The sequence below is a fragment of the Rhizohabitans arisaemae genome (assembly GCF_025996515.1).
GTDB lineage: Bacteria > Actinomycetota > Actinomycetes > Streptosporangiales > Streptosporangiaceae > Rhizohabitans > Rhizohabitans arisaemae.
In genome coordinates, this window is the sequence record NZ_BLRH01000060.1 from 1496453 (window position 1) to 1519508 (window position 23056).

The following is a 23056-nucleotide window of genomic DNA, read 5'->3' on the forward strand; positions in this document are numbered from 1 at the left end:
TTTGCGCGCAGGTCTGCGGCCTACTGTGAACCCGGTGGACGGTCGGAGCCATCGGGGAGGGTCCGTTGAGGGTTGTTCTCCGGACGATCGGTGAGGTCAGCGTCACACTGGGAGCGATCCTCCTGCTGTTCTGCGTCTATCTGCTGTGGGGGACCGGCTCGTACACCGCACGTCAGCAGCAGGTGCTGCAGAGGATCCTCAGCGAGGAACCGCCGGTCGAGGTGGCGGGGAAACCCCGGGCGGGACTGGGACTGGGCAATGCGCTGGCGCTGCTGCGGATTCCGAGGCTGGGTGGGGACTATCGATACGCCCTCGTGGAGGGGGTGGGGTTCGAGGAGCTGCGCCGGGGACCCGGGCACTACCCGGGTACGGCGATGCCGGGGGAGATCGGTAACTTTGTTTTGTCAGGGCATCGGACCACGTACAGTGCTCCGTTCAACCGGATAGACGAGCTGGTGCGTGGTGATGAGATCATCGTTGAGACACGCAGGCGGACATACACCTACGAGGTGGATCGGGTCGTCGTGGTGGATCCCGCCGATCTCGGCGTCGTCGCACCGGTGCCGGGGCTGCCGGGCCGGGACCCGTCCACAGCCGTGATCACTTTGATCACCTGTCATCCGGAGTACTCGGCGGCGCAGCGCTTGATCGTCTTCGGGCGCCTGGTGAGAGGAGAGGAGCGGCAGGCCTGATGTACGGCTGGTTGTGGCGGCGCCTGCCCGGGACTCCGGCGATCAGGACCGCGACCTGCGTCCTCCTCGCCGCGCTGACGGTGGCGGGGCTGTGGTTCGTCGCCTTCCCCTGGCTGGAGACCTGGATCGCCATCGATCACGTGACGGTGCACGGATGAGCCCGCGTGTTCTGGTTGTGGACAACCATGACAGCTTTGTCCACAACATCGTCCAGTATCTGCGGGAGCTCGGCGCCGACTGCGCGGTGCACCCCCGGGACGAGGTTTCGCCGACGGACGCCGATCACTTCGACGGTGTTCTCCTCAGCCCGGGGCCGGGCCGGCCGGAGGACGCCGGGGTCAGCGTGCCCTTGGTGGGTTACGCCGTCGCCCGAGGCGTTCCCCTGCTCGGGGTCTGCCTGGGGCATCAGGCCATCGCGGTCGCGTTCGGGGGCACGGTGGCCCGGGCACCCGCCCTGCTGCACGGGTACACCAGTGAGATCCTCCACGACAACCAGGGGGTTTTCGCCGGCCTCCCCTCGCCGGTGACCATGACGCGGTATCACTCGCTCGCCGTCACCGAGGTCCCCGCCGAGCTGATCGTGAGCGCCCGTACGGCCGACGGTGTGGTCATGGGTCTGCGGCATCGAAGCGCGGCGGTGGAAGGGGTGCAGTTCCATCCGGAGTCGATCTTGTCGGAATCCGGTCATCTGCTGTTCGGGAACTGGCTTCGGCAGATCACGGCGTGACCGCGGTGCGGGTACGGCCGACGGTCTGGTCAGGGGCTTGCGGCATCGGCCCTGCCGTCTCCAGGAGCCCCCCGCCGGAAATTCACGGAACGGCTTCGGAAAATGATGTAACACGGCCCGTCGCTGCGACGACTAAACGATGAAGGTCTCCGCCGTTGCCCCCGAGCGGCGGAGACCTTCGCTGTGTTCCGGCTCAGAAATCGTCGTTTTCCCCTCCGTCACCCGGGTTCTCGGTCTGCTCCGGCGCGGTGGGCTCATCGGTGGGCCCAGGGCCGGGCGAGGGAGCCTCGGTGAAGGTAGGCGGTCCGCTGGAGACGGTGACGGTCACCACGGCACCGGGGAGCCGCTTCGTGCCGGCTTCGGGGAACTGCCGGAGGACCCGGCCGGCTTCCGTCTGGTCGCTCGGCTCCTCGACGAACTTGGGTTTGAATCCGGCGTCCCGGAGGGCCTGCGAGGCCTCTTCCATGGTCAACCCGGAGAGCTCGGGGACGGGGATCGCCGAGCGGGGGACGGAGAGCCGGACGGTGCCGCCCTTGTCGACCTGCTCACCGGCCTTCGGGTCGGTCTGGAAGACCCGGTTCTGGGGCTTGTTGGAGTCCTTCCGCACCACGGCGTCCTTCAGCCCGAGGGCCTCGAGCTCTGCCTTGGCTTCTTCCACCGTCTTACCGAGCAGATCGGGTACGGTCACCTTCTCCTTGCCCTTGGAGACATAGAGCTTGACCTTGGTTCCCTTGGGCACCATCTGGTCGGCCTCGGGGTCGGTCTTGAAGACGGTTCCCTTGTCGTACTCGTCGTTGAACTCCTGGATGACCTCGAAGCCCAGGCCGATGCCCTTCAGCTCGCTCTCGGCCGCGCCACGCTCCTGGGAGACCAGGGATGGGACCGAGACGTCGTTCTTCTCCTCCGTGTTCGCGCTCGGGCTCAGGATGGAGAGCCCGACGTAGATCGAAACGGCGATGACCACCAGCGGGATGAGGATCCACGCCGCTGTTTTGATCAATGTGGCGTTTCCGCCACCGCCACCCCGGCCGCGCCGGGAACGGTCGGCCCTTCCCCCGACGTCGCCCGTCTGGCCGTAGTCGTAGGCGGGCACCACCGCGGTGCGCTGGGTCTGCGGGCCGGAGTTCGGCATCGGCGCCTGCACCTGCGTCATCGCCAGCGCCATCGTCTGCGCGTCCACCGGCAGCCCCTGGAGGGCGCGCTGCAGGTCGTTGCGCATCTCCGACGCGCTCTGGTAGCGCTGTCCCGGATTCTTGGCCATCGCCTTGAGCACGATCGCGTCGGCCCACCGGGGGATCTCCCGGTCCACCTGTGACGGCGGAACGGGGTCTTCCCGGACGTGCTGATAGGCGATCGCGACCGGGGAGTCACCGGTGAAGGGAGGCTGGCCGGTGAGCAGCTCGTACAGGACACAGCCGGTGGAGTAGACGTCGCTTCGGGCATCGACGCGCTCTCCCCGAGCCTGCTCGGGGGACAGGTACTGGGCCGTGCCGATGACCTGGGCCGTCTGGGTCATCGTGGCCGCCGAGTCGGCGACCGCCCTGGCGATGCCGAAGTCCATGACCTTGACGTCGCCGTTCCTGGTCAACATCACGTTGGCCGGCTTGATGTCGCGGTGGACGATCCCGTTCTTGTGGCTGTAGTCGAGGGCGCGGAGGATGCCGTCGACGATCTCCACAGCCCGCTCGGGGAGGAGTCGGCGGTCGGCCCGGAGCAGGTCGCGTACCGTCCGGCCGTCGACGTACTCCATGACGATGTACGGCACCGGGGTGTCGTCCACCATGTCCTCGCCGGTGTCGTAGACGGCGACGACGGCCGGATGGTTCAAGGACGCCGCCGACTGGGCCTCGCGGCGGAACCGCGCCTGGAACGTGTGATCCCTCGCAAGGTCGGATCGCAGAGTCTTGATCGCCACGATCCGTTCGAGTCTCAGGTCACGTGCGCGATAGACCTCGGCCATGCCGCCGCGCCCGACGACACCGTCGAGTTCGTATCGACCGCCGAGAACCCGGGGCTGAGTCATGTCCTGCACTGTCCCTTGCCATTCATCTTCTGGGGCTCGCCCCACGTCACCGCTGTGTCCATCATCGCGCCCGTCCCACTTCTCCGCCGCCCGACTGCTGGGTGGTCGTCGAGGTCGGGGTGAGAGTGATCGAAGGAATGGGGGCCGCGGTCGGTGTCGGGGTCGGCTGCTGGGTGGGCGTGGGTTCCGGCGTGGTGCTGGGGCTCGTCGAAGGCTTCCCGGTCACGCTCGGGGTGGCCGAGGGCGACGGTGACGCCGTCCTGATCGATCGCGCGGGCACCATCGGCAGCGACGTCACCGTCACGTACGCGGTCTCGGCCGTCACCGGGGTGGGGGTGCGCGGGGTCCACGCGTCTTGCGTGGCGGGTTCCGAGGCAGGTCTGTCTTGGAGCGCGGTAAGCATAATCACTCCAAGGATGAAAACCGTCAGGCCAAGGGTGGTAACGAGCACCAGCGAACGTCGCCGCCTCGCCGGGCCGTCTTTGGCACGTGGAGCGACGCGAGCTGCGGCATCGGAGGTTGTCGGATCCGATACCACATTGAGGGTACTCAAACTCGCCGACGCCAGCGAGTTTCGCAGCACATAGGCTCGGTCGGCGAGCTCCTGGGCGCTGGAGGGCCGGTCTCCGGGGTCCTTGGCCAGGGTCGCCATGATCAGGTCGCAGACCGATCCGGGGATCTCCCGCGGGAGCGGGGCGGGAGGGTCGTTCAGGTGCTGGAGCGCGATGGCCACCTGGTTCTCCCCCAGGAACGGGGGACGGCCGCCGAGGCACTCGTAGGCGACGACACCCAGCGAGTAGATGTCGGTGAGCGCGGTGAGGTGCCGCCCGGACGCCTGCTCGGGGCTGACGTACTGAGCCGTGCCCAGCACGATCCCGCTCTTGGTCAACGGCGCGGCCTGGACCGCCCGGGCGATCCCGAAATCGGTGACCTTGATGACGCCGGTGCTGGTGACCATGAGGTTGCCGGGCTTGATGTCCCGGTGGATGACGCCCGACCGGTGGGCCGTGTGCAAGGCCCGCGCGGTCTGGACGACGATGTCGAGGGTGACCTCGGGGCTCAGCGGGGCGTTTCGCGCCAGAATCGCGGAGAGCGGCTCCCCGACGACCAGCTCCATGACGAGGTACGCCGTGTCGTCCTGCTCGCCGTAGTCGTAGACCTGGGCGATCCCCGGGTCGGCGAGGCCCGCGGTGATCCGTGCCTCACTGCGGAAGCGCTCCCGGAACCCCTCGTCCCCGAGGTACTGCCGGCCCAGCAGCTTGATGGCGACGAAACGTCCCAGCAGCTCGTCACCGGCCCGCCAGACCTCCCCCATACCGCCCGCGGCGATCCGCTCCAGCAGACGGTAGCGTCCGCCGAGGAGAGGTCTGCCCTCGTGACCGGTATCCCGGGTGGTCACTGCCGGAGCACCGCCCTCATCACATCCCGGGCGATCGGCGCGGCGGTCCCGCCGCCGGAGGCGTTGCCGCCCGCGCTGCCGGACTCGATGAACACGGCGACGGCGACCTCGGGGTTGTCGTAGGGCGCGAACGAGATGAACCAGGCGTGCGGATCCCGGCCCTCGGCGGTCTCCGCGGTCCCCGTCTTGCCGCCGACCCGGATGCCTTCGATCTGCGCCCGGGTGGCGGTGCCCCGGTCGACGACGCTGACCATCATGTCCTTGAGCTTGCGGGCCACGTCCTCGGAGACGGCCTCGCCCAGCGGCTGCGGATTCTCGGTGATGATCTTACTGTTGTCCGGGCCGGTGACCTGCTTGACGAGGTAGGGAGCCATGACCGTGCCGTCGTTGGCGATACCGGCGGCGATCATGGCCATCTGCAGCGGGCTCATCCGGTTGCTGCGCTGTCCGATCGAGGCCTGGGCAAGCGCGGCCAAGTCCTCTTCCTTGCCGAAGTCGCTGACCCCGCCGACCCGCATCGGGATGTTGAGTTCCTCGCCGACCCCGAACTTCTTGGCCTGTTCGTTCATGGCCTCGTAGCCCAGATCCATGCCGATTTGGCCGAAGGGGGTGTTGCAGGACCGCTCAAGGGCGAAGACCAGGGTCACCCGACCGGCGCCGCAGGCCGCCCCGCCGTAGTTGGGCAGTCCCACGTTGGTGTTGGGCAGGTTAAGGACCTGGGGGGCGGGGACCATCGTCTCCGGGCCGCGGGAGTCGTCATCCGAGAGGAAGGCGGCCGCGGTGACCACCTTGTAGGTCGAGCCGGGGGCGTAGGTGTCGTTGATCGCGCGGTTGACCAGGGGCTTGTTCTTGTTGGCGTCCAGCTTGTTGTAATTCTCGACGACCTTGGCCCGATCCGGGATGGAGAGCAGGTTGGGGTCGTAGCTGGGGACGGAGACCAAGGCCAGGATCGCGCCGGTCTTGGGGTTGATCGCCACCACGGCTCCGCGCTTACCGTCCCGGCGCAGCGCGTTGTACGCGGCCTCCTGCGCGGCGGGGTTGATGGTCAGCTCGACGTTGGCGCCCTTCAGCGGCTTGTTCGTGATCAGGTCGATGAACCGGCGGACCGCGAGCTTGGAGTCGGTGCCGTCCAGGAGGGAGCCGGTCGCCGCCTCGATCTCCGTGGCGTTCTCCGGCGCGAAGAAGCCGGTGACGTGGGCGTACACCTCACCTTTGGGGTACTCCCGGACGAAGCGCAGGTCGCTCTTGGTGTCCTTGGACCGGGCCAGCACAACGTCGCCCGCGGTGATCCAGCCCCGGTCGTTCTCGTACCGGGCGAAGAAGGCCCGCCGGTTGCGCGGGTCCTCGCGGAGTTCCTCCGCTTTGATCACCTGAACATAGTTCACGTTGATGAGCAGCAGGGCGAAGAGGACCATCACCCCGATCGCCACACGTTTGAGGGTGCCGTTCATCGCTGGAACACCTGGGTCAGTCCTTCGTTCTGGATCGCCTGCGGCGGCGGCTTACGGGCTGCGTCGGACATGCGGACGAGAAGCGCGATGAGCATCCAGTTCGAGAGCAGGGCCGAGCCGCCCGCCGACATGAACGGGGTTACCAGCCCGGTGAGCGGAATGAGGTTGGTGACCCCGCCGACGATGATGAAGACCTGCCAGGCGAGCAGGAACGCGAGCCCGCTCGAGAGAAGCTTGGTGAAGGGGTCTCGCGCGACGATGGCGATCCGGAACCCCCGCTGGACGATCAGTCCGTAGATCATCAGAATCGCCATCAGGCCGGTCAGGCCCAGTTCCTCGCCCACGGCGGGGATGATGAAGTCGGAGAAGGACAGCGGGATCAGGCTGGGTGAGCCGCTTCCCAGGCCGGTGCCCAGGATCCCGCCGGAACCCATGGCGAACAGGCCGCCCAGCAACTGTGCGCTGCCACCGAACTCCCGGTTGTAGTACTCGTCCTTCTCCGGGTTGAGCCAGACGTCGAAGCGGTCGCCGACGTGGTCGAAAATCTGCCCGGCGACGAACGCGCCACCGACGAAGAGCAGGATTCCGATCAGCACCCAGGAGGTTCGCTGGGTGGCGATGTACAGCATGACGACGAAGGTGCCGAAGAGCAGAAGCGAGGTGCCCAGGTCGCGTTCGAACACCAGGACGCCCAGGCTCACCACCCACGTGATCAGCACCGGGCCGAGGTCCCGCGCTCGGGGAAGGTCGATGAAGAGCAGCCGCCGTCCGGCCAGCGCGAGCACGTCCCGCTTGGCGACCAGGTATCCGGCGAAGAAGACCACCAGGGCGAGCTTGGCGAACTCACCGGGCTGAAGGGAGAAGCCGCCGAGGCTCACCCAGATCCTCGCCCCGTTGATGTTCTGCCCGAGGAGCGGCACCAGGGGGAGCATCAGGAGCACCAGACCGGCCGCGGCCGCCGTATAGGTGAATCTCTGCAGCAACCGGTGGTCTCGCAGCACCACGAGGGTGAGGGTGAAGAACACGATGCCCAGGCCGGTCCAGATGAGCTGGTTGAGGGCGGACGCCCGTTCCTCTCCGCCCAGCTCGATGCGGTAAATCATCACCAGGCCGATCCCGTTGAGCACCGTCACCAGCGGGAGCAGGAGCGGATCGGCCCACGGGGCGAACTTGGCCAGAACCAGGTAGGCCACGAGCATCAGCCCGCCGAGGCCGAGGCCGTACCCGAGCATGCCGGCGGGGAGCTGGCCGTCCTTGGCCAGGCCCACACTGGCATAGGCGGCCATGACGATCAGCACCGCGAACGTGAGCATCGCGAGCTGCGCCCCCCTGCGCTTGGCGGTCATGGGGACGGGCTCGGCTGTCACAGAACTCACGTAGGTGTTGATTTCGAGGTCGGGGACGTGGACGTCGCGGGGGTGGGGGCCACCTTGGCGTTCCCCAGCTCAGCGATTTTCTCCGGCGCCTGTTCGCGCCGGTCGAACTGGATCCGGCCGTTCTTGACCATCTCCTGCTGGGCCGGCGCGAGGGCCGCCAGCAGCAGCGGTTCGGACAGGTCCTCCCGGCTGTAGAGGTCGATACCGAGCACGTTACCGTTGATCCCGGTGCACAGCGCGACTTCGACCCCATCGGCGTCGGGGCAGAGGAAGTACTGGTCCTTGCCGTACTGCCATGCGACGAAGGCCGCGGCGCCGACGCCGGTCACCAGCAGAGCCAGAAAAGTCACCAGAATCGGCCATAAGCGCCGGCGGCGCGGTGGAGGGAGTCGGCCCTCGGGCGCCGCCGGAGGATCCTCTGGCTCGATTTCGTGGTTCTCTACTGTGTGAGCGGTCTGCCCGGGGAACGTGTCGGTGACCTTGGCCCGATTCCGGGAGTTGCCGGCCGCGCCGACGACCTTCACGTCGCCGAGGGGCACGGACTCCGCGGTGTCGGCCTCGATGACGTCGGCGACGACACAGGTGATGTTGTCGGGGCCGCCGCCTCGGTTCGCCAGATCGATGAGCTGCCGTACGACGGCTTCCAGGTCCGGGGTCGTGGTCAGCACGTGGTGGAGCGTCTCGGCGCTGACGACGCCGGAGAGTCCGTCCGAGCAGAGCAGGTACCGGTCGGCGAGCTGGGCTTCGCGGAGCGACAGGTCCGGGTCGACCTCTCCGCTACCGTCGAGTGCGCGCAGCAGAATCGACCGCTGTGGATGGGTCGCCGCCTCTTCCGCGGTGATCCGGCCGTCGTCCACCAGGGATTGCACGAGTGTGTGATCGTGCGTGATCTGGTAGAGCTCGCCGTTGCGCAAGAGGTAGGCCCGGGAGTCGCCGACGTGGACGAGGGCGACGCGGGTACCCGACCACAGCATGGCGGTGAGCGTCGTACCCATGCCCTTGAGGCTCGGATCGCGGCCGACCATCTCGTGGAGACGGCGGTTGGCGTCGCGCACCGAGGATTCGATGGCGGTGAGCAGATCGGGCGCGGGCGAATCCTCGTCCAGGGCGGCGATGGCCGCGATGGCGACGGAGCTGGCCACCTCACCGTGAGCGTGGCCTCCCATGCCGTCTGCGACGGCGAGCAGGCGCGAGCTGGCGTACGCCGAGTCCTCGTTTCCTTCGCGGAGGAGGCCGACGTCTGAGCGTGCCGCGTAGCGGAGTGCGATTGTCATTTGCGCAATTCGATGACGGTCTTGCCGATGCGGATCGGAACTCCGAGTGGCACCGGCGTCGGGCGGGTCACTTTAGTGCGGTCCAGATATGTGCCATTGGTAGAACCAAGATCTTCCACGATCCACTGACCGTCCTGGGGGAAGAGCCGTGCATGCCGGCTTGAAGCGTAGTCGTCAGTGAGCACCAAGGTGGCATCATTCGTCCGGCCGATGGTGATTGGCGCCTCAGCGAGATCGATGATGGTGCCACTCAGTGGACCGCCCGTGACTATGAGTTGTTTGGGCTCGCCCCGCTTGGGTTTCGCCTGCGGTTTCGCAGGTTTGGCCGGTTTACGCGCAGCAGCCGCGGGAGCCGTACGCGGGCCAAACAGGTCAGTCCTGATCACGCCGACCGCGGCGATGACGAAAAACCACAGCATCGCGAGGAAGGCGAGCCGTATTAGCAGCAGCGTGAACTCGGACATGAACCGTTTGTCTACCTCTAATCGCGCCGGAAAACCAGAGTTGTGCGACCAAGCGTTACCCGTGTGCCGTCGTTCAACGTCACCCGGCGCACCGCCTGCCCATTGACGAACGTCCCGTTTGTCGACCCGCGGTCGACCAGAACGACCTCGTGCCCTTCGACTTGCAGCTCCGCATGGTGCCGGGATACCCCCGGATCGACCAGGCGCAGGTCGCAGTCCGTGCCCCGGCCGAGGAGCGTCACCGGCGTGGTCAGCTCATAGGAGCGTTGCCCTGCCGGATCGTCGGCCGTCGAGACGAGCAGGCGCGGCCGGCCGGCGAACACCCCCGGTTGCGGAACCGGAAGATCGCTGACAGGCTGCCGGATCTCGTCCTGCTCCACGGTGGCACCGCGGATCACGCCGGACCGGATGCGGAACATCCCGGTCCCCAGATCCTCGGCCGTCTCGAAACGTACCCGGACCGGTCCCACGAAGGAGTAGCCCTGCTCCTTGGCGTACTCACGGGCGAGATTGCCGAGCTCGTGACTGAGGCTGTCCGCGTACACCGCGAGGCGTTCGCTGTCTGCGGGGGACAGTTCGACCACGAAGTCGTTGGGCACGAGCGTGCGCCCTTGGGCGACGATCGCGGCCCTCTCGTCCATCTCCCGCTGCACCGCGCTGGCGACTTCAACCGGCTGAAGCTCCGATTTGAAGGCCCGCGCGAAGGCACCCTCAACCAAGCCTTCGAGCCGTCGCTCGAAGCGCTGTAGGACACCCACCGGGTACCTCCTTTCCCATGTTCTGATGCGATCGTATCCGGGTTCAGGTGTGCCAGCGGATCCGTGCTAACCTTTGTGCGCACCCAAAGGGCGGGTGGCGGAATGGCAGACGCGCACGGTTCAGGTCCGTGTGTTCGAAAGGACGTGAGGGTTCAAGTCCCTCCTCGCCCACGTGAGGCTCACCATCCTCGTTCTCGATGAACAGTGGTAGCCCAAGATTGACGAAATCAGCCCCGGTCCTGCAAGTGCCGGGGCTGATCGTTTTAGTGATCATCGGGTGTCGAGTAGCTCGCCTACGAGATCACTTAGGCTTACCATGCCTTTGACCTGCTTGTTCTCGCCGAGAACCAGGCCGATATGGGATCGGGCCTCTTGAAGCGTGGAGACGGCTTCAGGAAGATTTACGCTGGCGGCCATCCGCGGGATAGGCCGAGCCAGATCACTTAGTGATTGTTCGGGATTTGTAAGAACTTCCCGGATATGCACCGCACCGATGACTCCGCCCGGTGACCCGTCGTTCACCAGGAGTCGCAGGTGCCCGCTGTGCAGCGCGGCCTCCCTGATCTGCGCGGTGGCGGCGGTGGACGGTACGGCGGTCGCCCGGTCGATCGGGACCATGAGCCGGTCTACCGTGAGCGACTGAACCCGCAGCGCCCGGGTGAGCAGGTCGTGCTCATCCCGGTCGAGCAGCCCCATCCGGCCGGACTCGCCGACCAGGAACGCGAGCTGAGGCGGTGTCTTCGTACTCGACATCTCCTCCCGGGTGTGCACGCCGAAGAGCCGGAGCAGCAGGTTCGAGAACCCGTTGAGCACCCGGATGATCGGACGGACCGCGACCGTGAAGGCGCGGAACGGGACCGCCAGACCGAGCGCCGCCTGCTCCGGATGGGTGAGCGCCCAGGACTTGGGTGCCATCTCCCCGACCACCATGTGCAGGAACGTCACCAGGGCCAGCGCGATGAGGAACGCGATGGGGTGCTGCGCCGCGGGCGGTAGGCCGATCGCCGACATGAGCGGTTCGAGCAGGTGTGCGATGGCGGGTTCGGCCACGATGCCCAGGCCCAGGGTGCACAGGGTGATGCCGAGCTGGGCGCCGGCGAGCATGAGCGAGAGCTCGCGTCCGCTCCGCACCGCGACCCGGGCTATCGCCCGTACCATCCTGCCTCCACCGCTCACGGCCTGTTCGAGGCGGTGACGGCGGGCGGCGACGAGCGCGAACTCCGCGGCCACGAAGAAGCCGTTCCCAAGGAGCAGGACGACGCTGAGGAGGATCGCCGCCGTGACGTTCATGAGCGGCTCTCCGCAGTCTGGGGTACGGCGTTTCGCAGCGTCAGCCGTACCGAGGAGGGGACTCTGCGGTGGACGGCGGTCACGACGAGCTCGGCCTCCCGGGGCTCCGGCCGGTTCATCAGGTCCAGATCCGGCGGGAGCGGGACCTGTACGGTGTCACCGGGTTCGGCCAGGCGGCCGAGGGCGGCCAGGACGAGTCCCGCGACCGTCTCGTAGCCCTCGCTCTCCGGAAGGCCTACCCCGGTCGCCCGCTCCGCCTCGTCGATCCGGAGCGTCCCGGGGACGATCCAGGAGCCGTCGAGACAGCGGAACGCCCCAGGGGGTTCCGGGTCGTTCTCGTCCACGAGTTCGCCGACGAGCTCTTCGGCCAGGTCTTCCAGGGTCACCACCCCGGCGAGGCCGCCGTACTCGTCGATCACACAGGCGAACTCCTCGTGGGTGCTGCGCATCTGGCTGAGGAGGGCGGGCAGCGGCAGGGCCGCGGGGACCATGAAGGCCGGCCGGACGATCTCGCGGATCGAGGTGCGGCCGGTGTCCGCGACGGTGAGGAGTTCACGGATTCCGGCGACGCCGACCACGTCGTCACTGCCCTCCCCGAGGACGGGGTAGCGCGAGTGCCCGGCGTCGCGGAGCGCGTCCACCAGGTCCGACACCGGCCGGTTCGCTTGAAGCGAAACCACCGCGGTGCGCCGGACCATCACGTCCTCCGCGGTCCGGTTACCGAAGTCGAGCGCCCGGTCCAGCAGCTCGGAGAGTCCGGCCGGCAGTTCGCCGGACCGCTTGGACTCCTCGATGATCCGGTCCAGTTCCTCGGGCGTCGCCCCCTGCTCGACCTCCTCGATCGGCTCCACCCCGAAAAGCCGGAGGAGCCTGGTGGCGGAGGAGTCGAAGAACCGGATGACGGGCCCGGCGACGGCGAGGTAGACGAGGGTCGACCGGGAGAGGAGCTTGGCCACCGCCTCCGGCCGGGCGATGCCCAGATTCTTGGGGGCGAGTTCTCCCAGAATCATCCCCACGATCGTGGCGACCGTGATACCTAATGCCAAGGCGGCGCCCGGCACCAGCGATTCGGGGAGCCCCGCCGCCGAGAGCCACGGGGCGATGACGTCCGCGAGTGCGGGCTGGGCGATGAACCCGACGAGCAGAGAGGTGACGGTGATCCCGAGCTGCGCTCCGGAGAGCATGAAGGAGAGTCTGGCGGTGACCTGGAGGGCTCTCTTCGCGGCGGCGTCGCCGGCGTTCTCCTGCTCGCGGAGCACTCCGCGGTCGGCCGCGACGAACGCGAACTCCTGTGCCACGAAGTAGCCGGTCCCGGCGATCAGCAACAGTACGGCGACAAGGCCGAGCGCGGTGGTCATCGCAGACCTGAATCAGGGCGACCCGTGCTGACGCACGGGCAGGTATTCCACGGGTCCGAACTGGACACGGTCTTCCTTTCCATTGACGTACTACCAACCGTAACGGTGTGGACGTCCGACGTGTTTCCGGCTTGCCGTGATTGCGGGCTGATGTCCAAGGAACACCAAGCGGTTACGGCCTTGGCGACGCAGACTGGGAATCAGGGAGTGGCCGAGCTCAAGCACTCGGTAAGGGACTTGCAAGCTCGATCCGCGAAGGTGGAGACGTAGAGGCGTCGGGACTGTGGGGGAAGCAGTGGGAGAGGTACCAGGGCGGCAGGGGCGGAGTGGCGGCGGACAGCCTCCGCATGAGCCACCCCGGGACGAGTCCACCCGGATTCTGCATCAGCCCGGCGGGTCGGAGCCTGCGTCCGCGCCGCCCGCCGCGGGCGTGTACGGCAAGTCGCGGGTCTACGGCAAGTCGCGTAAGTCCAGCCCGCCGAGCACCCCGCCGGGGCCGCCTCAGGCCGCCTACGGGGCGCCTGGCGGAGCTCCGTACGGCCCTGCGTCGGCGCCGCCGTCCGGACCGGGCGGCGGTGCGTTTGGAGCCGCGCCTTTCGGAGCAGGAAAACCGGATGCATCTGGATATGGCCCCCCGCCAGGCTCACCCCCGGTGATCCCTTCCGGCAGATCCGGTCCACGACGTCGTCCTTCCGCCCGAGTGATCGTACGGATTCTCCTCGCCCTGCTGGTGGCGATGCTCCTGCTCGTGGTCCTGCTGTACTTCCAGCTCAACGGGAGCATGGGGCGGATCGACGCGCTCGGCGACTACGAGGGCAGGCCCGCGGACACCCCGGGTGAGAACTGGCTTCTGGTCGGCTCCGACAGCCGTAAGGGCCTGTCCGCCGCGGAGCGGAAGAAGTTCGCGACCGGCCGCGCCGTCGGTCAGCGTACGGACACGATGATGCTGCTGCACATCCCGGCGGGGGACGGCAAGCCGACGCTGGTCAGCCTGCCCCGCGACTCCTATGTCCCGATCCCCGGCCAGGGCCGTAACAAGCTCAACGCGGCGTACAGCGGGGGCGGCGGCCCCAAACTGCTCGTGCGGACCGTGGAGAGCGTCACCGGCATCCGGATCGACCGCTACATGGAGATCGGTTTCGCCGGCTTCGTCGGCATCGTGGACTCGGTCGGCGGGGTCGAGCTCTGCGTGTCTCAGGCGATCAAGGATCCCAAGGCCGGCATCAACCTGAAGAAGGGGTGTCAGGAGCTGGACGGCGGCACCGCGCTCGGGTACGTGCGCACCAGGGCCACCGTCCGCGCCGACCTCGACCGGGTCAAGCGGCAGCGGCAGTTCTTCTCCGCGGTCATCCAGAAGGCCACCAGCCCCGGGGTGCTGTTCAACCCGTTCACCTCCATCCCGCTCGCCTTCAGTGCGGCCGAGTCGGTCTCGGTCGACGAGGGGGCCGGCATCACCGACCTCTCCGGGCTGGCGTTCGCGATGAAGGCGGGGCCGGTGACCACGACGGTGCCGGTGGCCTCGACCCCCACGCTTCCCGGGGTCGGATCGGTCGTCCAGTGGGACAGGGCGCGCGCGCTCCAGCTCTTCGGAGCGCTGGCCAAGGACCAGCCGGTGCCGCAGAGCGCGCTGGAGAAGTAGTCGGTAAGCACTATGTAATCGCAGGAAGAGCGAATCTTCCTCGGCGATGCTGTTGGCTGGAATTCGCTGGAGTACAAGGTCGTCTGGTGGTGACGGCCGTCGGCCGGAGGGTTGATCGATGAAGGTTAAGCAGCTGCTACGTAGTCCTGTCACCTGGGTGGTGCTCGTCGTGCTCGCGGGAGCGTTCGCCTACGCCATGTACCTGTTCCAGCCGTGGCGCATCTTCACCACGGTCACGGTGAACGAGGCCCTGCCCACGGCCACGGCCCCTCCGGAGCAGCGGCCGCCCCAGTCGGGTTCGACGGACGCGCCTTCGAAGCCGCCGGCCGCCGAGCCCGAGGTTCTGGCGACGGGTTCGTTCATCACCCACGAGCACGGCACGACGGGCCAGGTGCGGGTGCTCAAGCTGGCCGACGGGAGCCGCGTGCTGCGGATCGAGAACCTCGACACCTCGGACGGTCCCGATCTGAAGGTCTGGCTGAGCGACCAGCCGGTCAAGGAGGGACTGGCCGGCTGGAAGGTGTTCGACGACGGCAAGTATGTGGAGCTGGGCGACCTCAAGGGGAACAAGGGCAACGCCAATTACGCGATCCCGCCGGGCACCGACCTGGACTCGTTGAAGAGCGTCAGCATCTGGTGCAAGCGTTTCGCCGTATCCTTCGGCGCGGCGGCGCTGAAGTCGGCCTGAGTCCGCGAAGGCCTATGGTGCAGACCGGGCAGAATGGTCGATATGACACTTTCTGTCGAACTGCATGCCATTGGCCGTCCGCTGCTCGACGCACAGCTCGCCCATCCGGTCGTGGCCGGAATCCAGCGCGGAGATCTTGACGAGTCCGTCTTCCGGTCCTGGCTCGAACAGGACTACCTGTTCCTGGTGAACTACGTTCGGGTGTTCAGCCGCCTGGCCTGGCAGGCACCCGACAACCATCTCGAAGACCTCGTCGACCTGGCCCACTCGACCTGGCATGACGAACTCGACCTGCACCGAGCTCTCTCGGCCGAGTTCCACGCCGACCTGGGCGGGGCCGAAATGGGCCCCGCCTGTGCCGCCTACACCGCCTTCCTGCTCGACTCCGCCGCGTCCTATGGCGAGGGACTTGTGGCCCTTTATCCCTGTATGTGGGGCTATTCCACTTTGGGGCAGATCCTCGCGCGGAACCCGCCCGCGGAGCCCCGGTACCGCCGCTGGGTGGACACCTACGCCGACCCGGCGTTCGCCGCGTTGACCGAGCGCATCGCCTTCATGATCGACGAGGTCTCCCCGGACCGTGCGCGGGCGGTAGCGTTCTTCACGGAGGGCATGCGGCATGAGCTGGCGTTCTGGGACGTGCCGGGGTTGACCCCTCAGCCTGTCCAGCGATAGAGGTGCTCGGGCCGGCCGGGCGACCCGTAGCGTGGCTGCAGCCGGGCCTGGCCTGTCTCGCAGAGATACTCCAGGTACCGTCGGGCGCTCACCCGGGACAGCCCGGTCCGGAGCGCGGTGTCCGCCGCGGACAGATCGCACCCGGCTTCGCGGAGTGTGGTGGCGACGAGCTCGCAGGTGGTCGAGGAGAGCCCCTTGGGAAGTGTGGGCAGGCCCCGCACCCGCCCGAACAGCCGGTCCACGTCGTCCTGTCCCGCGGCGCGGTAGGACAGACCTTCGAGCCGCCGCCGGGCGTCGGCGTACTGCGCCAGCCGCTCGGTGAGCGACGCCGCGGTGAACGGCTTGATCAGGTAATGCACGGCCCCGCCCTGCATGGCCTTGCGTACCGTGGTCACATCGCACGCGGCCGTGATCACCAAGACGTCGACCGGGCTGGCCGTTGCGCGGAGTTCCCGGAGCACCTCCAGGCCGGAGCGATCGGGGAGGTAGATGTCGAGAAGGACGAGGTCGGGCTCGTCCCGCGCCACCGAGGCCAGCGCGGCGGCCGCGGTGTGGGCCACCCTGACCACCGTGAAGCCCGGCATCCGTCCCACATAGCCCGTGTGGATACGCGCCACCATGAAGTCATCGTCGACGATGAGTACTCGGATCATTGTGTTGCCAGAAATGCTGTGAACACCGCTCCCACCGGGCTTGGGGTGTCGTCGAAGACGCGCTCTCCGCCGGATCTGTCATTCTTCCACTGGGGATAACTGGTATGTCCCGTCACGCTGTCGACGCTGACCCAGCCGCCGCGGCGGATACAGGTCTGGCGGGTCAGCGCGAGTCCGAGCCCCCGTGGACCGGCGTAGGCCGCCTTTGTGGTGAAGCCCTCCTGGAACACCTCCGACACCAGTTCGGGAGCGACTCCAGGCCCCGAGTCGCGCACGCGGATGTGCAGTCCGTTCCGTGTCGTTCGCACGCCCACCTCCACTTCTCCCGCGGCGCCGTCCAAGGCGTCCAGGGCGTTGTCCACCAGGTTCCCGACGACCAGGACCGCGTCGCGGGGGTCCCCCATGAGTTCGGCCTCCACATTCGACTCGGGGCTGAGCACGAGCGTCACGCCGCGTTCCGCGGCTTCGGCGGACTTGGCGAGGAGGAATGCCGTGAGCATGGGGTCGGAGATGCGTTTACGGAGTTCGCCGGTGAATCGATGGTGGGTCTGGGTCGTCTGGGTGATGTAGCTCACCGCCTCGCCGTACTCTTCGAGTTCGAGGAGGCCGACGACCGTGTGCATGCGGTTGGCGAACTCGTGCGCCTGGGCCCGGAGCGCGTCGGTCGTGCTCGATGCGCGATCCAGGTCGCGCGTGAGCCGTACCAGCTCCGTGCGGTCACGCAGGGTCACCACGAAGCCTCTGCGCTGACCCCGGACCGAGACGGGCACGCGGTTGAGCACCAGTACCCGGTCTCGGTGGAGGACGATGAGGTCTTCACCGATGTCCACACCGCTGAGCACGTCCTTCAGCCGGTCGGACAGAGGGAGGGTGCCGAGTGGCGAGCCTACGCAGCCAGGTGAGAGTCCGAGGAGTTCGCACGCCGAGTCATTGATGAGTGTGACACGTCCGGGAATATCGAATGCGAGTATTCCCTCTTTTAACCCGTGAAGTACGGCTTCGCGCTGTTCAAATAGCGCGGCGATCTCCCGAGGCTCCAGCCCGAAGGTCTGACGGCGGAGTCGTCGGGCGAGCAGGGCCGCCGCGATGCCACCGGTGATCAGAATCGCGACCACCGTCCACATCAGCGGAGTCACCGTCTTGCCGAGCTGCTGGTCCACGGTGGTCTCCAGGATTCCGACCGAGACCAGACCGATGACCTGCCCGGAGAAATCGAAGACCGGGGCCTTTCCGCGGACCGAACGCCCGAGCGTCCCGGTTTCGGTGCCGGTCCACGGGTGTCCTTCGAGAACACGGGAGCCGTCCGTGGAGAGCCGCTCGCCGATTCGCAGCGGATTCGGATGGGCGTAGCGAATCTGATCGCGATTTGCGATCACCACATAATCGGCTTTTGTTGCGTGCTGCACGCTGAGCGCGATGGGCTGCAGGATCAGCTCCGGCGCATACGAGTTGAACCCCTTGCGGACCGAGCTGAGACCCGCCACGGATTGCGCGATCGCCAGCGCCCGTTGCTCGTACTGATCGTCTATCCGGGCCCGGGTGTGCTGGAGCCAGACCGTCGCGGTCGCGCCCACCGCGAGCAGGACGATCACCATCTGCAGGACGAACAGCTGGGAACCGAGGGAGGCCGTCCGAATGCGTTCCATCCAGCCCCCTAAGAGTGCGGCGCCCACATGTAAGCATTTTCAAGTAACAAGCGCGCAGCAGGTTATGACCAATACGACCAATACGACAGAAAGCACCGAATAGGTCGACATGCAGGTCTCCGGCGGTTCAGCATCCACACACAATCCGTCCCTGACCTGTGGGAGTACCCGATGCGTATTCGTCTTGTGGCCGGCCTCGCCGCGTTGGCCCTGGTCACACTCTCCGGATGTGGAAACTCTGGCGGAGCGGAGGGGGGACAGGCGGTCGCACTCAAGATCATGGCACCCGCCTCTCCCGGTGGGGGATGGGACACGACTTCCCGCACCGCGCAGCAGGCGTTTGAGTCGATCGGTCAGAAGTCCGAGGTTTTCAACGTGCCGGGAGCCGGCGGCACCATCGGCCTGGCGCAGCTCGCCAATGAAAAGGGCAACGGCAACATGCTCATGACCATGGGCTTGGTCATGGTCGGCGCGGTCGAGACGAACAAGTCGAAGATCACCCTGGAGAACGTCACGCCGATCGCCAAGCTCACCGAGGAATACGAGATCGTGGTCGTGCCCGCGCAGTCGCCGTACCAGACGCTCCAGGACCTGGTGACGGCCTGGAAGGCCGATCCGGCGAAGATCGCCATCGCCGGGGGTTCGGCCGGCGGGACGGACCACATCGTCGCCGGCCTGCTCGCCAAGGCCGCGGGCATCGACCCCAAGCAGGTCAACTACATCGCCCACTCAGGTGGTGGCGAGGCGCTCAACGCGCTGCTCGGCAACACGGTCGCGGTGGGCATCTCCGGCGTCAGCGAGTTCGCCGAGCACGTGAAGTCCGGCAAGCTGCGGGCGCTCGGCGTGACCTCGCCGAAGCCGGTGGACGGCCTCAACGCGCCGACGATCAAGGATGGCGGTCTCGACGTCGTCCTGGCGAACTGGCGCGGTTTCGTGGCCCCGCCTGAGCTCAGCGAGGACGCCAAGAAGTCGCTGACCGACCTGGTGCGGAAGATGCACGACTCGCAGGCGTGGAAGGACGCGGTCACCAAGAACGGCTGGATCGACACGTTCCAGACCGACCAGGCGTTCGTCGACTACCTGGCCTCCGAGCGGACCAGGATCAAGGGCATCATCGCCGAAATGGGTCTCGGCACGTGACCGAAGAACGGCAGGGGTTCCCCGTCGGCCAGGACGGGGAACCCCACGGCGATTCCCCTGCTCCCACCAGCTCGTTTTGGACGCGAAAATCCGAACTGGTGCTCGCGGGAGTGGTCCTTGCCCTCGGATTCGTCGTACTGATCGGCACCGCGGATGTGGCGACGGGTGCGGCCACATTCGGTCCGGGACCACGGTTCTTCCCGGTGCTCGTCGGCGGAGCGCTCCTGATCGTGGGGGTCTGCTACGTGATCGACGTCCTGCGCGGGGGACACGGCGACCCCGAGGAGAGCGAGGACGTGGACACCCGGGCACCCGCCGACTGGCGGGCGGTGGCCATGGTGACCCTGGTCTTCCTGGGCTTCGCGTCCCTGGTCGACCTTCTCGGCTGGGTGGTCGCCGGTGCGCTGCTCTTCTTCGGGCTGGCCTTCTCCCTCGGCGCCCGGAAGCCGCTGCGGACCGGGGCGATCGCCGTCGTGCTGTCCTTCGCCACCTATCTCCTGTTCGTCCGTGGACTTGGCGTGACACTGCCCGCGGGTCTTTTGGAAGGCGTCCTGTGACCTCGTTCGAGCTGCTCCTCGACGGCTTCGCGACCGCCCTGACACCGGTGAATCTGCTCTACGCGCTGCTCGGGGTGACCCTGGGCACCATTGTGGGGGTTCTGCCCGGTATCGGGCCCGCCATGACGGTCGCACTGCTCCTGCCGATCACCTTCAGCGTGCCGCCCGCGAGCGCGTTCATCATGTTCGCCGGGATCTACTACGGAGGGATGTACGGAGGTTCCACCACATCGATCCTGCTGAACACCCCCGGCGAGAGCTCCTCCATGATCACGGCGCTGGAGGGCAACAAGATGGCCAGGCGCGGCCGAGCCGCCCAGGCACTGGCCACCGCGGCGATCGGCTCGTTCATCGCCGGCACCATCGCCACCGGCCTGCTGGTGATGGCCGCGCCGCTGGTGGTGGAGTTCGCGATCTCGTTCAGCGCCGCCGACTACTTCGCGCTCGCCGTGCTCGCCTTCACCATGTGCTCCGCCGTCCTCTCCAAGTCGCTTGTCCGCGGCCTGGCCTCGCTCACCGTCGGCCTGGCGATCGGGTTGGTCGGCATCGATCAGCAGACCGGCCAGGACCGGCTCGTCTTCGGGGTACGCCAGCTCTTCGACGGCATCGACGTTGTGATCATCGCGGTGGGCCTGTTCGCCCTCGGCGAGGCGCTGTACGTGGCGTCCCGGCTCCGGCACGCCACCCCGGAGGTGATACCGGTCGGGCGTGCGTTCATGGGGAAGGCGGACTGGAAGCGCTCCTGGAAGCCTTGGCTGCGGGGCACCGCCCTGGGGTTCCCGATCGGAGCGCTCCCCGGCGGCGGCGCGGAGATCCCGACATTCCTCTCCTACGCCGTCGAGAAGAAACTGGTGAAGCAGAAGGGCGAGTTCGGGAAGGGCGCCATCGAAGGGGTCGCCGGGCCCGAGGCCGCCAACAACGCCTCGGCCGCGGGCACCCTGGTGCCGCTGCTCACCCTCGGGCTGCCCACCTCGGCGACGGCGGCGATCCTGCTCGCCGCCTTCCAGCAGTACGGCCTGCGGCCGGGCCCTCAGCTGTTCGACCACAACCCGGCGCTGGTCTGGGGCATGGTGGCGTCCCTGTTCATCGGGAACGCGATGCTGCTCGTGCTCAACCTCCCGCTCGCCCCGTTCTGGGCGAAGCTGCTCAGAATCCCCCGGCCCTATCTGTACGCGGGGATCGTGCTCTTCGCCGCGCTGGGTGTCTACGCGCTGAACAACTCGTGGGTGGATCTGATCGTCCTTTACCTTCTCGGGGTGCTCGGTTTCGCGTTCCGCAGATACGGCCTGCCGATCGCGCCCGCGGTGATCGGCGTCATCCTCGGGCCGATGGCGGAGATCCAACTCCGTCGCGCCGTGGCCATCGGGGCGGGGGACGTCTCCGTTCTGGTGTCCGGCCCCATCTCGGTGACCCTCCTGGCCATCGCCGCCCTGGCGCTGTTGGCTCCGCTGCTGCGCAAGCTCGTAAGCTGGCGTTATGCCGGAGCTACCCGAGGTTGAGTCACTCGCCGGGTTTCTGCGCGAGCGCGCCGTGGGCCGTACGGTCGCGGCGGTTGAGATCGTCGCCTTTCAGGCGCTCAAGACCGTCGACCCGCCGGTCGGCGCGCTCGGCGGGCTCACGGTGACCGGTGTCGCCCGGCACGGGAAGTTCCTCGACCTCGACGTCGACGGGCTGCACCTGGTCACCCACCTCTCCCGGGCCGGCTGGCTGCGGTGGCGCGACGATCTGACCGGTGTCCGGCCGGTCCGTCCGGGCAAGGGGCCGCTGGCGGCGCGGGTACGGCTGGCGCCGGGAGACGACGGATCCGCCCCCGGCTTCGAGCTCACCGAGGCGGGGACCAGGAAACGTCTGTCGATCTACGTGGTGCGGAATCCGGCGGACGTTCCCGGCATCGCGCGGCTCGGTCCCGACCCCCTCTCGGCGGAGTTCACCGTCGAGGTGCTGGCCGGGCTGCTCCGCGGCCGCCGTACCCAGATCAAGGGCCTGCTCCGCGACCAGAGCGTCGTCGCCGGCATCGGCAACGCCTACTCCGACGAGGTGCTGCACGCGGCGCGGATGTCGCCGTTCCGGGTCGCGGGTACCTTGACCGGCGAGGATGTGGCCGAGTTGTATTCGTCGATCGTGACCACGCTGCGCGAGGCATTGGAACGTTCCATCGGAATCGCCGCCAAGAACCTCAAGACGGAGAAGAGGTCGGGTCTTCGGGTACACGGCCGGGCCGGGGAGGCGTGTCCGGTCTGTGGAGACACGATCAAGGACGTGTCGTTCGCGGATTCGTCGCTGCAGTACTGCCCGACCTGTCAGACGGGCGGACGGACACTGGCGGACCGGCGCATGTCCCGCTTTCTCAAGTAGTCCTCAGATAGGTGATCAGCGTACGTTCAGGACGGGACCTACCTTTGCCCAGCGCTCGATTTCACAGCCGCCCAAGCGGTTGAAGCTGCCCTCGACCCATCTGCCCTTCCAGCGACCTTCGACCGTGGCGGTCTGCGGTCCCCCGTAGATCAAGGTGCAGGCCCGATTCTTGGCGACCGGCTCGTGCCAGTTCTTGAAGCGGTGGAGCGCGGCGCACGCCTTGGCGGCCCTGGGGTGATTTCCCCCGGCGGGGTCGCAGCGGAGCGTCCGGACGACCGTCTTGTGCCCGGGGTCCCTGAACTTGATCGTCAAGAGCGTGCCGGACGAGGCGGAGTCGCTCGCCGCGATCACGGGCGGGGCGCCGACTCCGACCATGACGAAAGAGAGTGTCAATGCGATTAGAGACCTCATGCGTATTTGACGTGAGCCTCGCGGGTCGGGTTCCGCCACAATGGAGGGTATGACCTATCAAGCAATGGATGCTGCGTCTGTGCCCGACGGCGCCTACCTTCTGGATGTGCGCGAACACGATGAGTGGCAGGCGGGCCATGCGCCCACCGCGGTGCACATCCCCTTGGGGGAACTGGGCGTCCGGCTCGACGAGGTGCCCAAGGATCGCGGGGTCTATCTCATCTGCCGGTCCGGGGTCCGCTCCGCGCACGCGGCCGCCCACATGGCGCAGGGCGGCTGGACCGCGATCAACGTCGAGGGGGGTATGCAGGCGTGGGCCGCGGCGGGTCGCCCGATGATCAGTGACACGCAATATCCGCCTTTTGTCGCATAGTCCAAGCAAGGTGCGGTGGACACCGAATGCGGTGGAAGCGTTGATGGCCGCAGGTGACCGGTTTGTCCCCACTGGAGCCGGGCCGACCAGCCCGCCACCAGGGGGAC

23 protein-coding genes and 1 tRNA gene are annotated in these 23056 nt (G+C 67.4%); 12 read left to right on the forward strand and 12 right to left on the reverse strand.

Annotated features, from left to right (window positions below; translation table 11 throughout):
- Positions 1–65 precede the first annotated feature (65 nt).
- From RUR_RS35370 to RUR_RS35380, 3 genes are read left to right on the forward strand one after another with little or no spacing between them, the layout of a single operon-like run.
- Positions 66–692, forward strand: a complete 627-nt coding sequence (locus tag RUR_RS35370; RefSeq protein ID WP_283139586.1) for a class E sortase — start codon at positions 66–68, stop codon at positions 690–692.
- On the forward strand, positions 692–850 hold the full coding sequence (locus tag RUR_RS35375; RefSeq protein ID WP_283139587.1) for a hypothetical protein: 159 nt from the start codon (positions 692–694) through the stop codon (positions 848–850). Before RUR_RS35370 ends, RUR_RS35375 begins: the two co-directional genes overlap by 1 nt.
- The gene (locus RUR_RS35380) at positions 847–1419 is read left to right on the forward strand and encodes an anthranilate synthase component II (protein WP_283139588.1); all 573 of its coding nucleotides are present in this window, start codon (positions 847–849) and stop codon (positions 1417–1419) included. Before RUR_RS35375 ends, RUR_RS35380 begins: the two co-directional genes overlap by 4 nt.
- 193 nt (positions 1420–1612) lie before the next feature.
- Here RUR_RS35380 and pknB read toward each other — a convergent pair whose 3' ends face one another.
- From pknB to RUR_RS35415, 7 genes are all read right to left on the reverse strand, one after another.
- Positions 1613–3442, reverse strand: coding sequence for a Stk1 family PASTA domain-containing Ser/Thr kinase (pknB, locus tag RUR_RS35385; protein ID WP_283139589.1), 1830 nt, complete (start codon positions 3440–3442; stop codon positions 1613–1615).
- 61 nt (positions 3443–3503) lie between these two features.
- Positions 3504–4841, reverse strand: a complete 1338-nt coding sequence (locus tag RUR_RS35390; RefSeq protein WP_283139590.1) for a protein kinase domain-containing protein — start codon at positions 4839–4841, stop codon at positions 3504–3506.
- Positions 4838–6292, reverse strand: a complete 1455-nt coding sequence (locus RUR_RS35395; RefSeq protein WP_283139591.1) for a peptidoglycan D,D-transpeptidase FtsI family protein — start codon at positions 6290–6292, stop codon at positions 4838–4840. The genes RUR_RS35390 and RUR_RS35395 overlap by 4 nt, the downstream gene beginning before the upstream one ends.
- Positions 6289–7638 (reverse strand): FtsW/RodA/SpoVE family cell cycle protein, encoded by a 1350-nt coding sequence (locus RUR_RS35400; RefSeq protein WP_283139887.1) that lies wholly within the window; start codon positions 7636–7638, stop codon positions 6289–6291. The genes RUR_RS35395 and RUR_RS35400 overlap by 4 nt, the downstream gene beginning before the upstream one ends.
- Positions 7639–7664: 26 nt before the next feature.
- On the reverse strand, positions 7665–8942 hold the full coding sequence (locus RUR_RS35405; RefSeq protein ID WP_283139592.1) for a Stp1/IreP family PP2C-type Ser/Thr phosphatase: 1278 nt from the start codon (positions 8940–8942) through the stop codon (positions 7665–7667).
- Positions 8939–9406: an FHA domain-containing protein FhaB/FipA gene (locus RUR_RS35410; protein WP_283139593.1), complete on the reverse strand. Its 468-nt coding sequence runs from the start codon at positions 9404–9406 to the stop codon at positions 8939–8941. The genes RUR_RS35405 and RUR_RS35410 overlap by 4 nt, the downstream gene beginning before the upstream one ends.
- A 17-nt stretch (positions 9407–9423) precedes the next feature.
- Positions 9424–10164, reverse strand: coding sequence for an FHA domain-containing protein (locus RUR_RS35415; protein ID WP_283139594.1), 741 nt, complete (start codon positions 10162–10164; stop codon positions 9424–9426).
- A gap of 88 nt (positions 10165–10252) precedes the next feature.
- Between RUR_RS35415 and RUR_RS35420 the strand changes: the two genes are divergently transcribed.
- Positions 10253–10335: transfer RNA gene (locus RUR_RS35420), tRNA-Leu, on the forward strand.
- Between the two features lie 99 nt (positions 10336–10434).
- Here RUR_RS35420 and RUR_RS35425 read toward each other — a convergent pair.
- Together RUR_RS35425 and RUR_RS35430 are read right to left on the reverse strand one after the other, a co-directional pair.
- A complete protein-coding gene (locus RUR_RS35425; protein ID WP_283139595.1) occupies positions 10435–11454 on the reverse strand; it encodes a hemolysin family protein in 1020 nt (339 codons plus the stop codon).
- The gene (locus RUR_RS35430; protein ID WP_283139596.1) at positions 11451–12812 is read right to left on the reverse strand and encodes a hemolysin family protein; all 1362 of its coding nucleotides are present in this window, start codon (positions 12810–12812) and stop codon (positions 11451–11453) included. The genes RUR_RS35425 and RUR_RS35430 overlap by 4 nt, the downstream gene beginning before the upstream one ends.
- 700 nt (positions 12813–13512) lie before the next feature.
- Between RUR_RS35430 and RUR_RS35435 the strand changes: the two genes are divergently transcribed.
- From RUR_RS35435 to RUR_RS35445, 3 genes are all read left to right on the forward strand, one after another.
- Entirely contained in the window at positions 13513–14451 is a 939-nt protein-coding gene (locus RUR_RS35435) for an LCP family protein (protein ID WP_283139597.1), read from the forward strand.
- A gap of 118 nt (positions 14452–14569) precedes the next feature.
- Positions 14570–15139, forward strand: coding sequence for a DM13 domain-containing protein (locus tag RUR_RS35440; protein ID WP_283139598.1), 570 nt, complete (start codon positions 14570–14572; stop codon positions 15137–15139).
- A 42-nt stretch (positions 15140–15181) separates the two neighbouring features.
- Positions 15182–15814 carry a TenA family protein gene (locus RUR_RS35445; RefSeq protein WP_283139599.1) on the forward strand — a complete coding sequence of 211 codons (633 nt, stop codon included), beginning with the start codon at positions 15182–15184 and terminating at the stop codon, positions 15812–15814.
- Here the strand turns inward: RUR_RS35445 and RUR_RS35450 are convergent.
- Complete coding sequence (locus tag RUR_RS35450) at positions 15796–16467, reverse strand: response regulator (RefSeq protein WP_283139600.1); 672 nt, start codon at positions 16465–16467, stop codon at positions 15796–15798. The genes RUR_RS35445 and RUR_RS35450 overlap by 19 nt on opposite strands.
- On the reverse strand, positions 16464–18113 hold the full coding sequence (locus RUR_RS35455) for an ATP-binding protein (protein ID WP_283139601.1): 1650 nt from the start codon (positions 18111–18113) through the stop codon (positions 16464–16466). The genes RUR_RS35450 and RUR_RS35455 overlap by 4 nt, the downstream gene beginning before the upstream one ends.
- A gap of 171 nt (positions 18114–18284) precedes the next feature.
- Between RUR_RS35455 and RUR_RS35460 the strand changes: the two genes are divergently transcribed.
- From RUR_RS35460 to RUR_RS35475, 4 genes are read left to right on the forward strand one after another with little or no spacing between them, the layout of a single operon-like run.
- On the forward strand, positions 18285–19253 hold the full coding sequence (locus RUR_RS35460; protein WP_283139602.1) for a Bug family tripartite tricarboxylate transporter substrate binding protein: 969 nt from the start codon (positions 18285–18287) through the stop codon (positions 19251–19253).
- Positions 19250–19810 carry a tripartite tricarboxylate transporter TctB family protein gene (locus RUR_RS35465; protein ID WP_283139603.1) on the forward strand — a complete coding sequence of 187 codons (561 nt, stop codon included), beginning with the start codon at positions 19250–19252 and terminating at the stop codon, positions 19808–19810. The genes RUR_RS35460 and RUR_RS35465 overlap by 4 nt, the downstream gene beginning before the upstream one ends.
- On the forward strand, positions 19807–21309 hold the full coding sequence (locus RUR_RS35470) for a tripartite tricarboxylate transporter permease (protein WP_283139604.1): 1503 nt from the start codon (positions 19807–19809) through the stop codon (positions 21307–21309). The genes RUR_RS35465 and RUR_RS35470 overlap by 4 nt, the downstream gene beginning before the upstream one ends.
- Positions 21287–22165: an Fpg/Nei family DNA glycosylase gene (locus tag RUR_RS35475; RefSeq protein WP_283139605.1), complete on the forward strand. Its 879-nt coding sequence runs from the start codon at positions 21287–21289 to the stop codon at positions 22163–22165. The genes RUR_RS35470 and RUR_RS35475 overlap by 23 nt, the downstream gene beginning before the upstream one ends.
- A 15-nt stretch (positions 22166–22180) precedes the next feature.
- On the opposite strand, the gene RUR_RS35480 is transcribed toward RUR_RS35475, so the two are convergent.
- A complete protein-coding gene (locus RUR_RS35480; protein WP_283139606.1) occupies positions 22181–22540 on the reverse strand; it encodes an SSI family serine proteinase inhibitor in 360 nt (119 codons plus the stop codon).
- 76 nt (positions 22541–22616) lie between these two features.
- Between RUR_RS35480 and RUR_RS35485 the strand changes: the two genes are divergently transcribed.
- Positions 22617–22949 (forward strand): rhodanese-like domain-containing protein, encoded by a 333-nt coding sequence (locus RUR_RS35485; RefSeq protein WP_428847045.1) that lies wholly within the window; start codon positions 22617–22619, stop codon positions 22947–22949.
- Positions 22950–23056 lie beyond the last annotated feature (107 nt).

Excerpts from the sequence above, each read along its gene's own strand:
- RUR_RS35430 (WP_283139596.1), bottom strand. The coding sequence starts at position 12,812 with ATGACCACCGCGCTCGGCCTTGTCGCCGTACTGTTGCTGATCGCCGGG.
- RUR_RS35455 (WP_283139601.1), bottom strand. The coding sequence starts at position 18,113 with ATGGAACGCATTCGGACGGCCTCCCTCGGTTCCCAGCTGTTCGTCCTG.
- RUR_RS35400 (WP_283139887.1), bottom strand. The coding sequence starts at position 7,638 with ATGACCGCCAAGCGCAGGGGGGCGCAGCTCGCGATGCTCACGTTCGCG.
- RUR_RS35425 (WP_283139595.1), bottom strand. The coding sequence starts at position 11,454 with ATGAACGTCACGGCGGCGATCCTCCTCAGCGTCGTCCTGCTCCTTGGG.
- RUR_RS35475 (WP_283139605.1), top strand. The coding sequence starts at position 21,287 with ATGCCGGAGCTACCCGAGGTTGAGTCACTCGCCGGGTTTCTGCGCGAG.
- RUR_RS35440 (WP_283139598.1), top strand. The coding sequence starts at position 14,570 with ATGAAGGTTAAGCAGCTGCTACGTAGTCCTGTCACCTGGGTGGTGCTC.
- RUR_RS35460 (WP_283139602.1), top strand. The coding sequence starts at position 18,285 with ATGCGTATTCGTCTTGTGGCCGGCCTCGCCGCGTTGGCCCTGGTCACA.
- RUR_RS35485 (WP_428847045.1), top strand. The coding sequence starts at position 22,617 with ATGGAGGGTATGACCTATCAAGCAATGGATGCTGCGTCTGTGCCCGAC.
- RUR_RS35480 (WP_283139606.1), bottom strand. The coding sequence starts at position 22,540 with ATGGTCGGAGTCGGCGCCCCGCCCGTGATCGCGGCGAGCGACTCCGCC.
- RUR_RS35395 (WP_283139591.1), bottom strand. The coding sequence starts at position 6,292 with ATGAACGGCACCCTCAAACGTGTGGCGATCGGGGTGATGGTCCTCTTC.
- RUR_RS35405 (WP_283139592.1), bottom strand. The coding sequence starts at position 8,942 with ATGACAATCGCACTCCGCTACGCGGCACGCTCAGACGTCGGCCTCCTC.
- RUR_RS35445 (WP_283139599.1), top strand. The coding sequence starts at position 15,182 with ATGACACTTTCTGTCGAACTGCATGCCATTGGCCGTCCGCTGCTCGAC.
- RUR_RS35410 (WP_283139593.1), bottom strand. The coding sequence starts at position 9,406 with ATGTCCGAGTTCACGCTGCTGCTAATACGGCTCGCCTTCCTCGCGATG.
- RUR_RS35380 (WP_283139588.1), top strand. The coding sequence starts at position 847 with ATGAGCCCGCGTGTTCTGGTTGTGGACAACCATGACAGCTTTGTCCAC.
- RUR_RS35375 (WP_283139587.1), top strand. The coding sequence starts at position 692 with ATGTACGGCTGGTTGTGGCGGCGCCTGCCCGGGACTCCGGCGATCAGG.
- pknB (WP_283139589.1), bottom strand. The coding sequence starts at position 3,442 with ATGACTCAGCCCCGGGTTCTCGGCGGTCGATACGAACTCGACGGTGTC.
- RUR_RS35450 (WP_283139600.1), bottom strand. The coding sequence starts at position 16,467 with ATGATCCGAGTACTCATCGTCGACGATGACTTCATGGTGGCGCGTATC.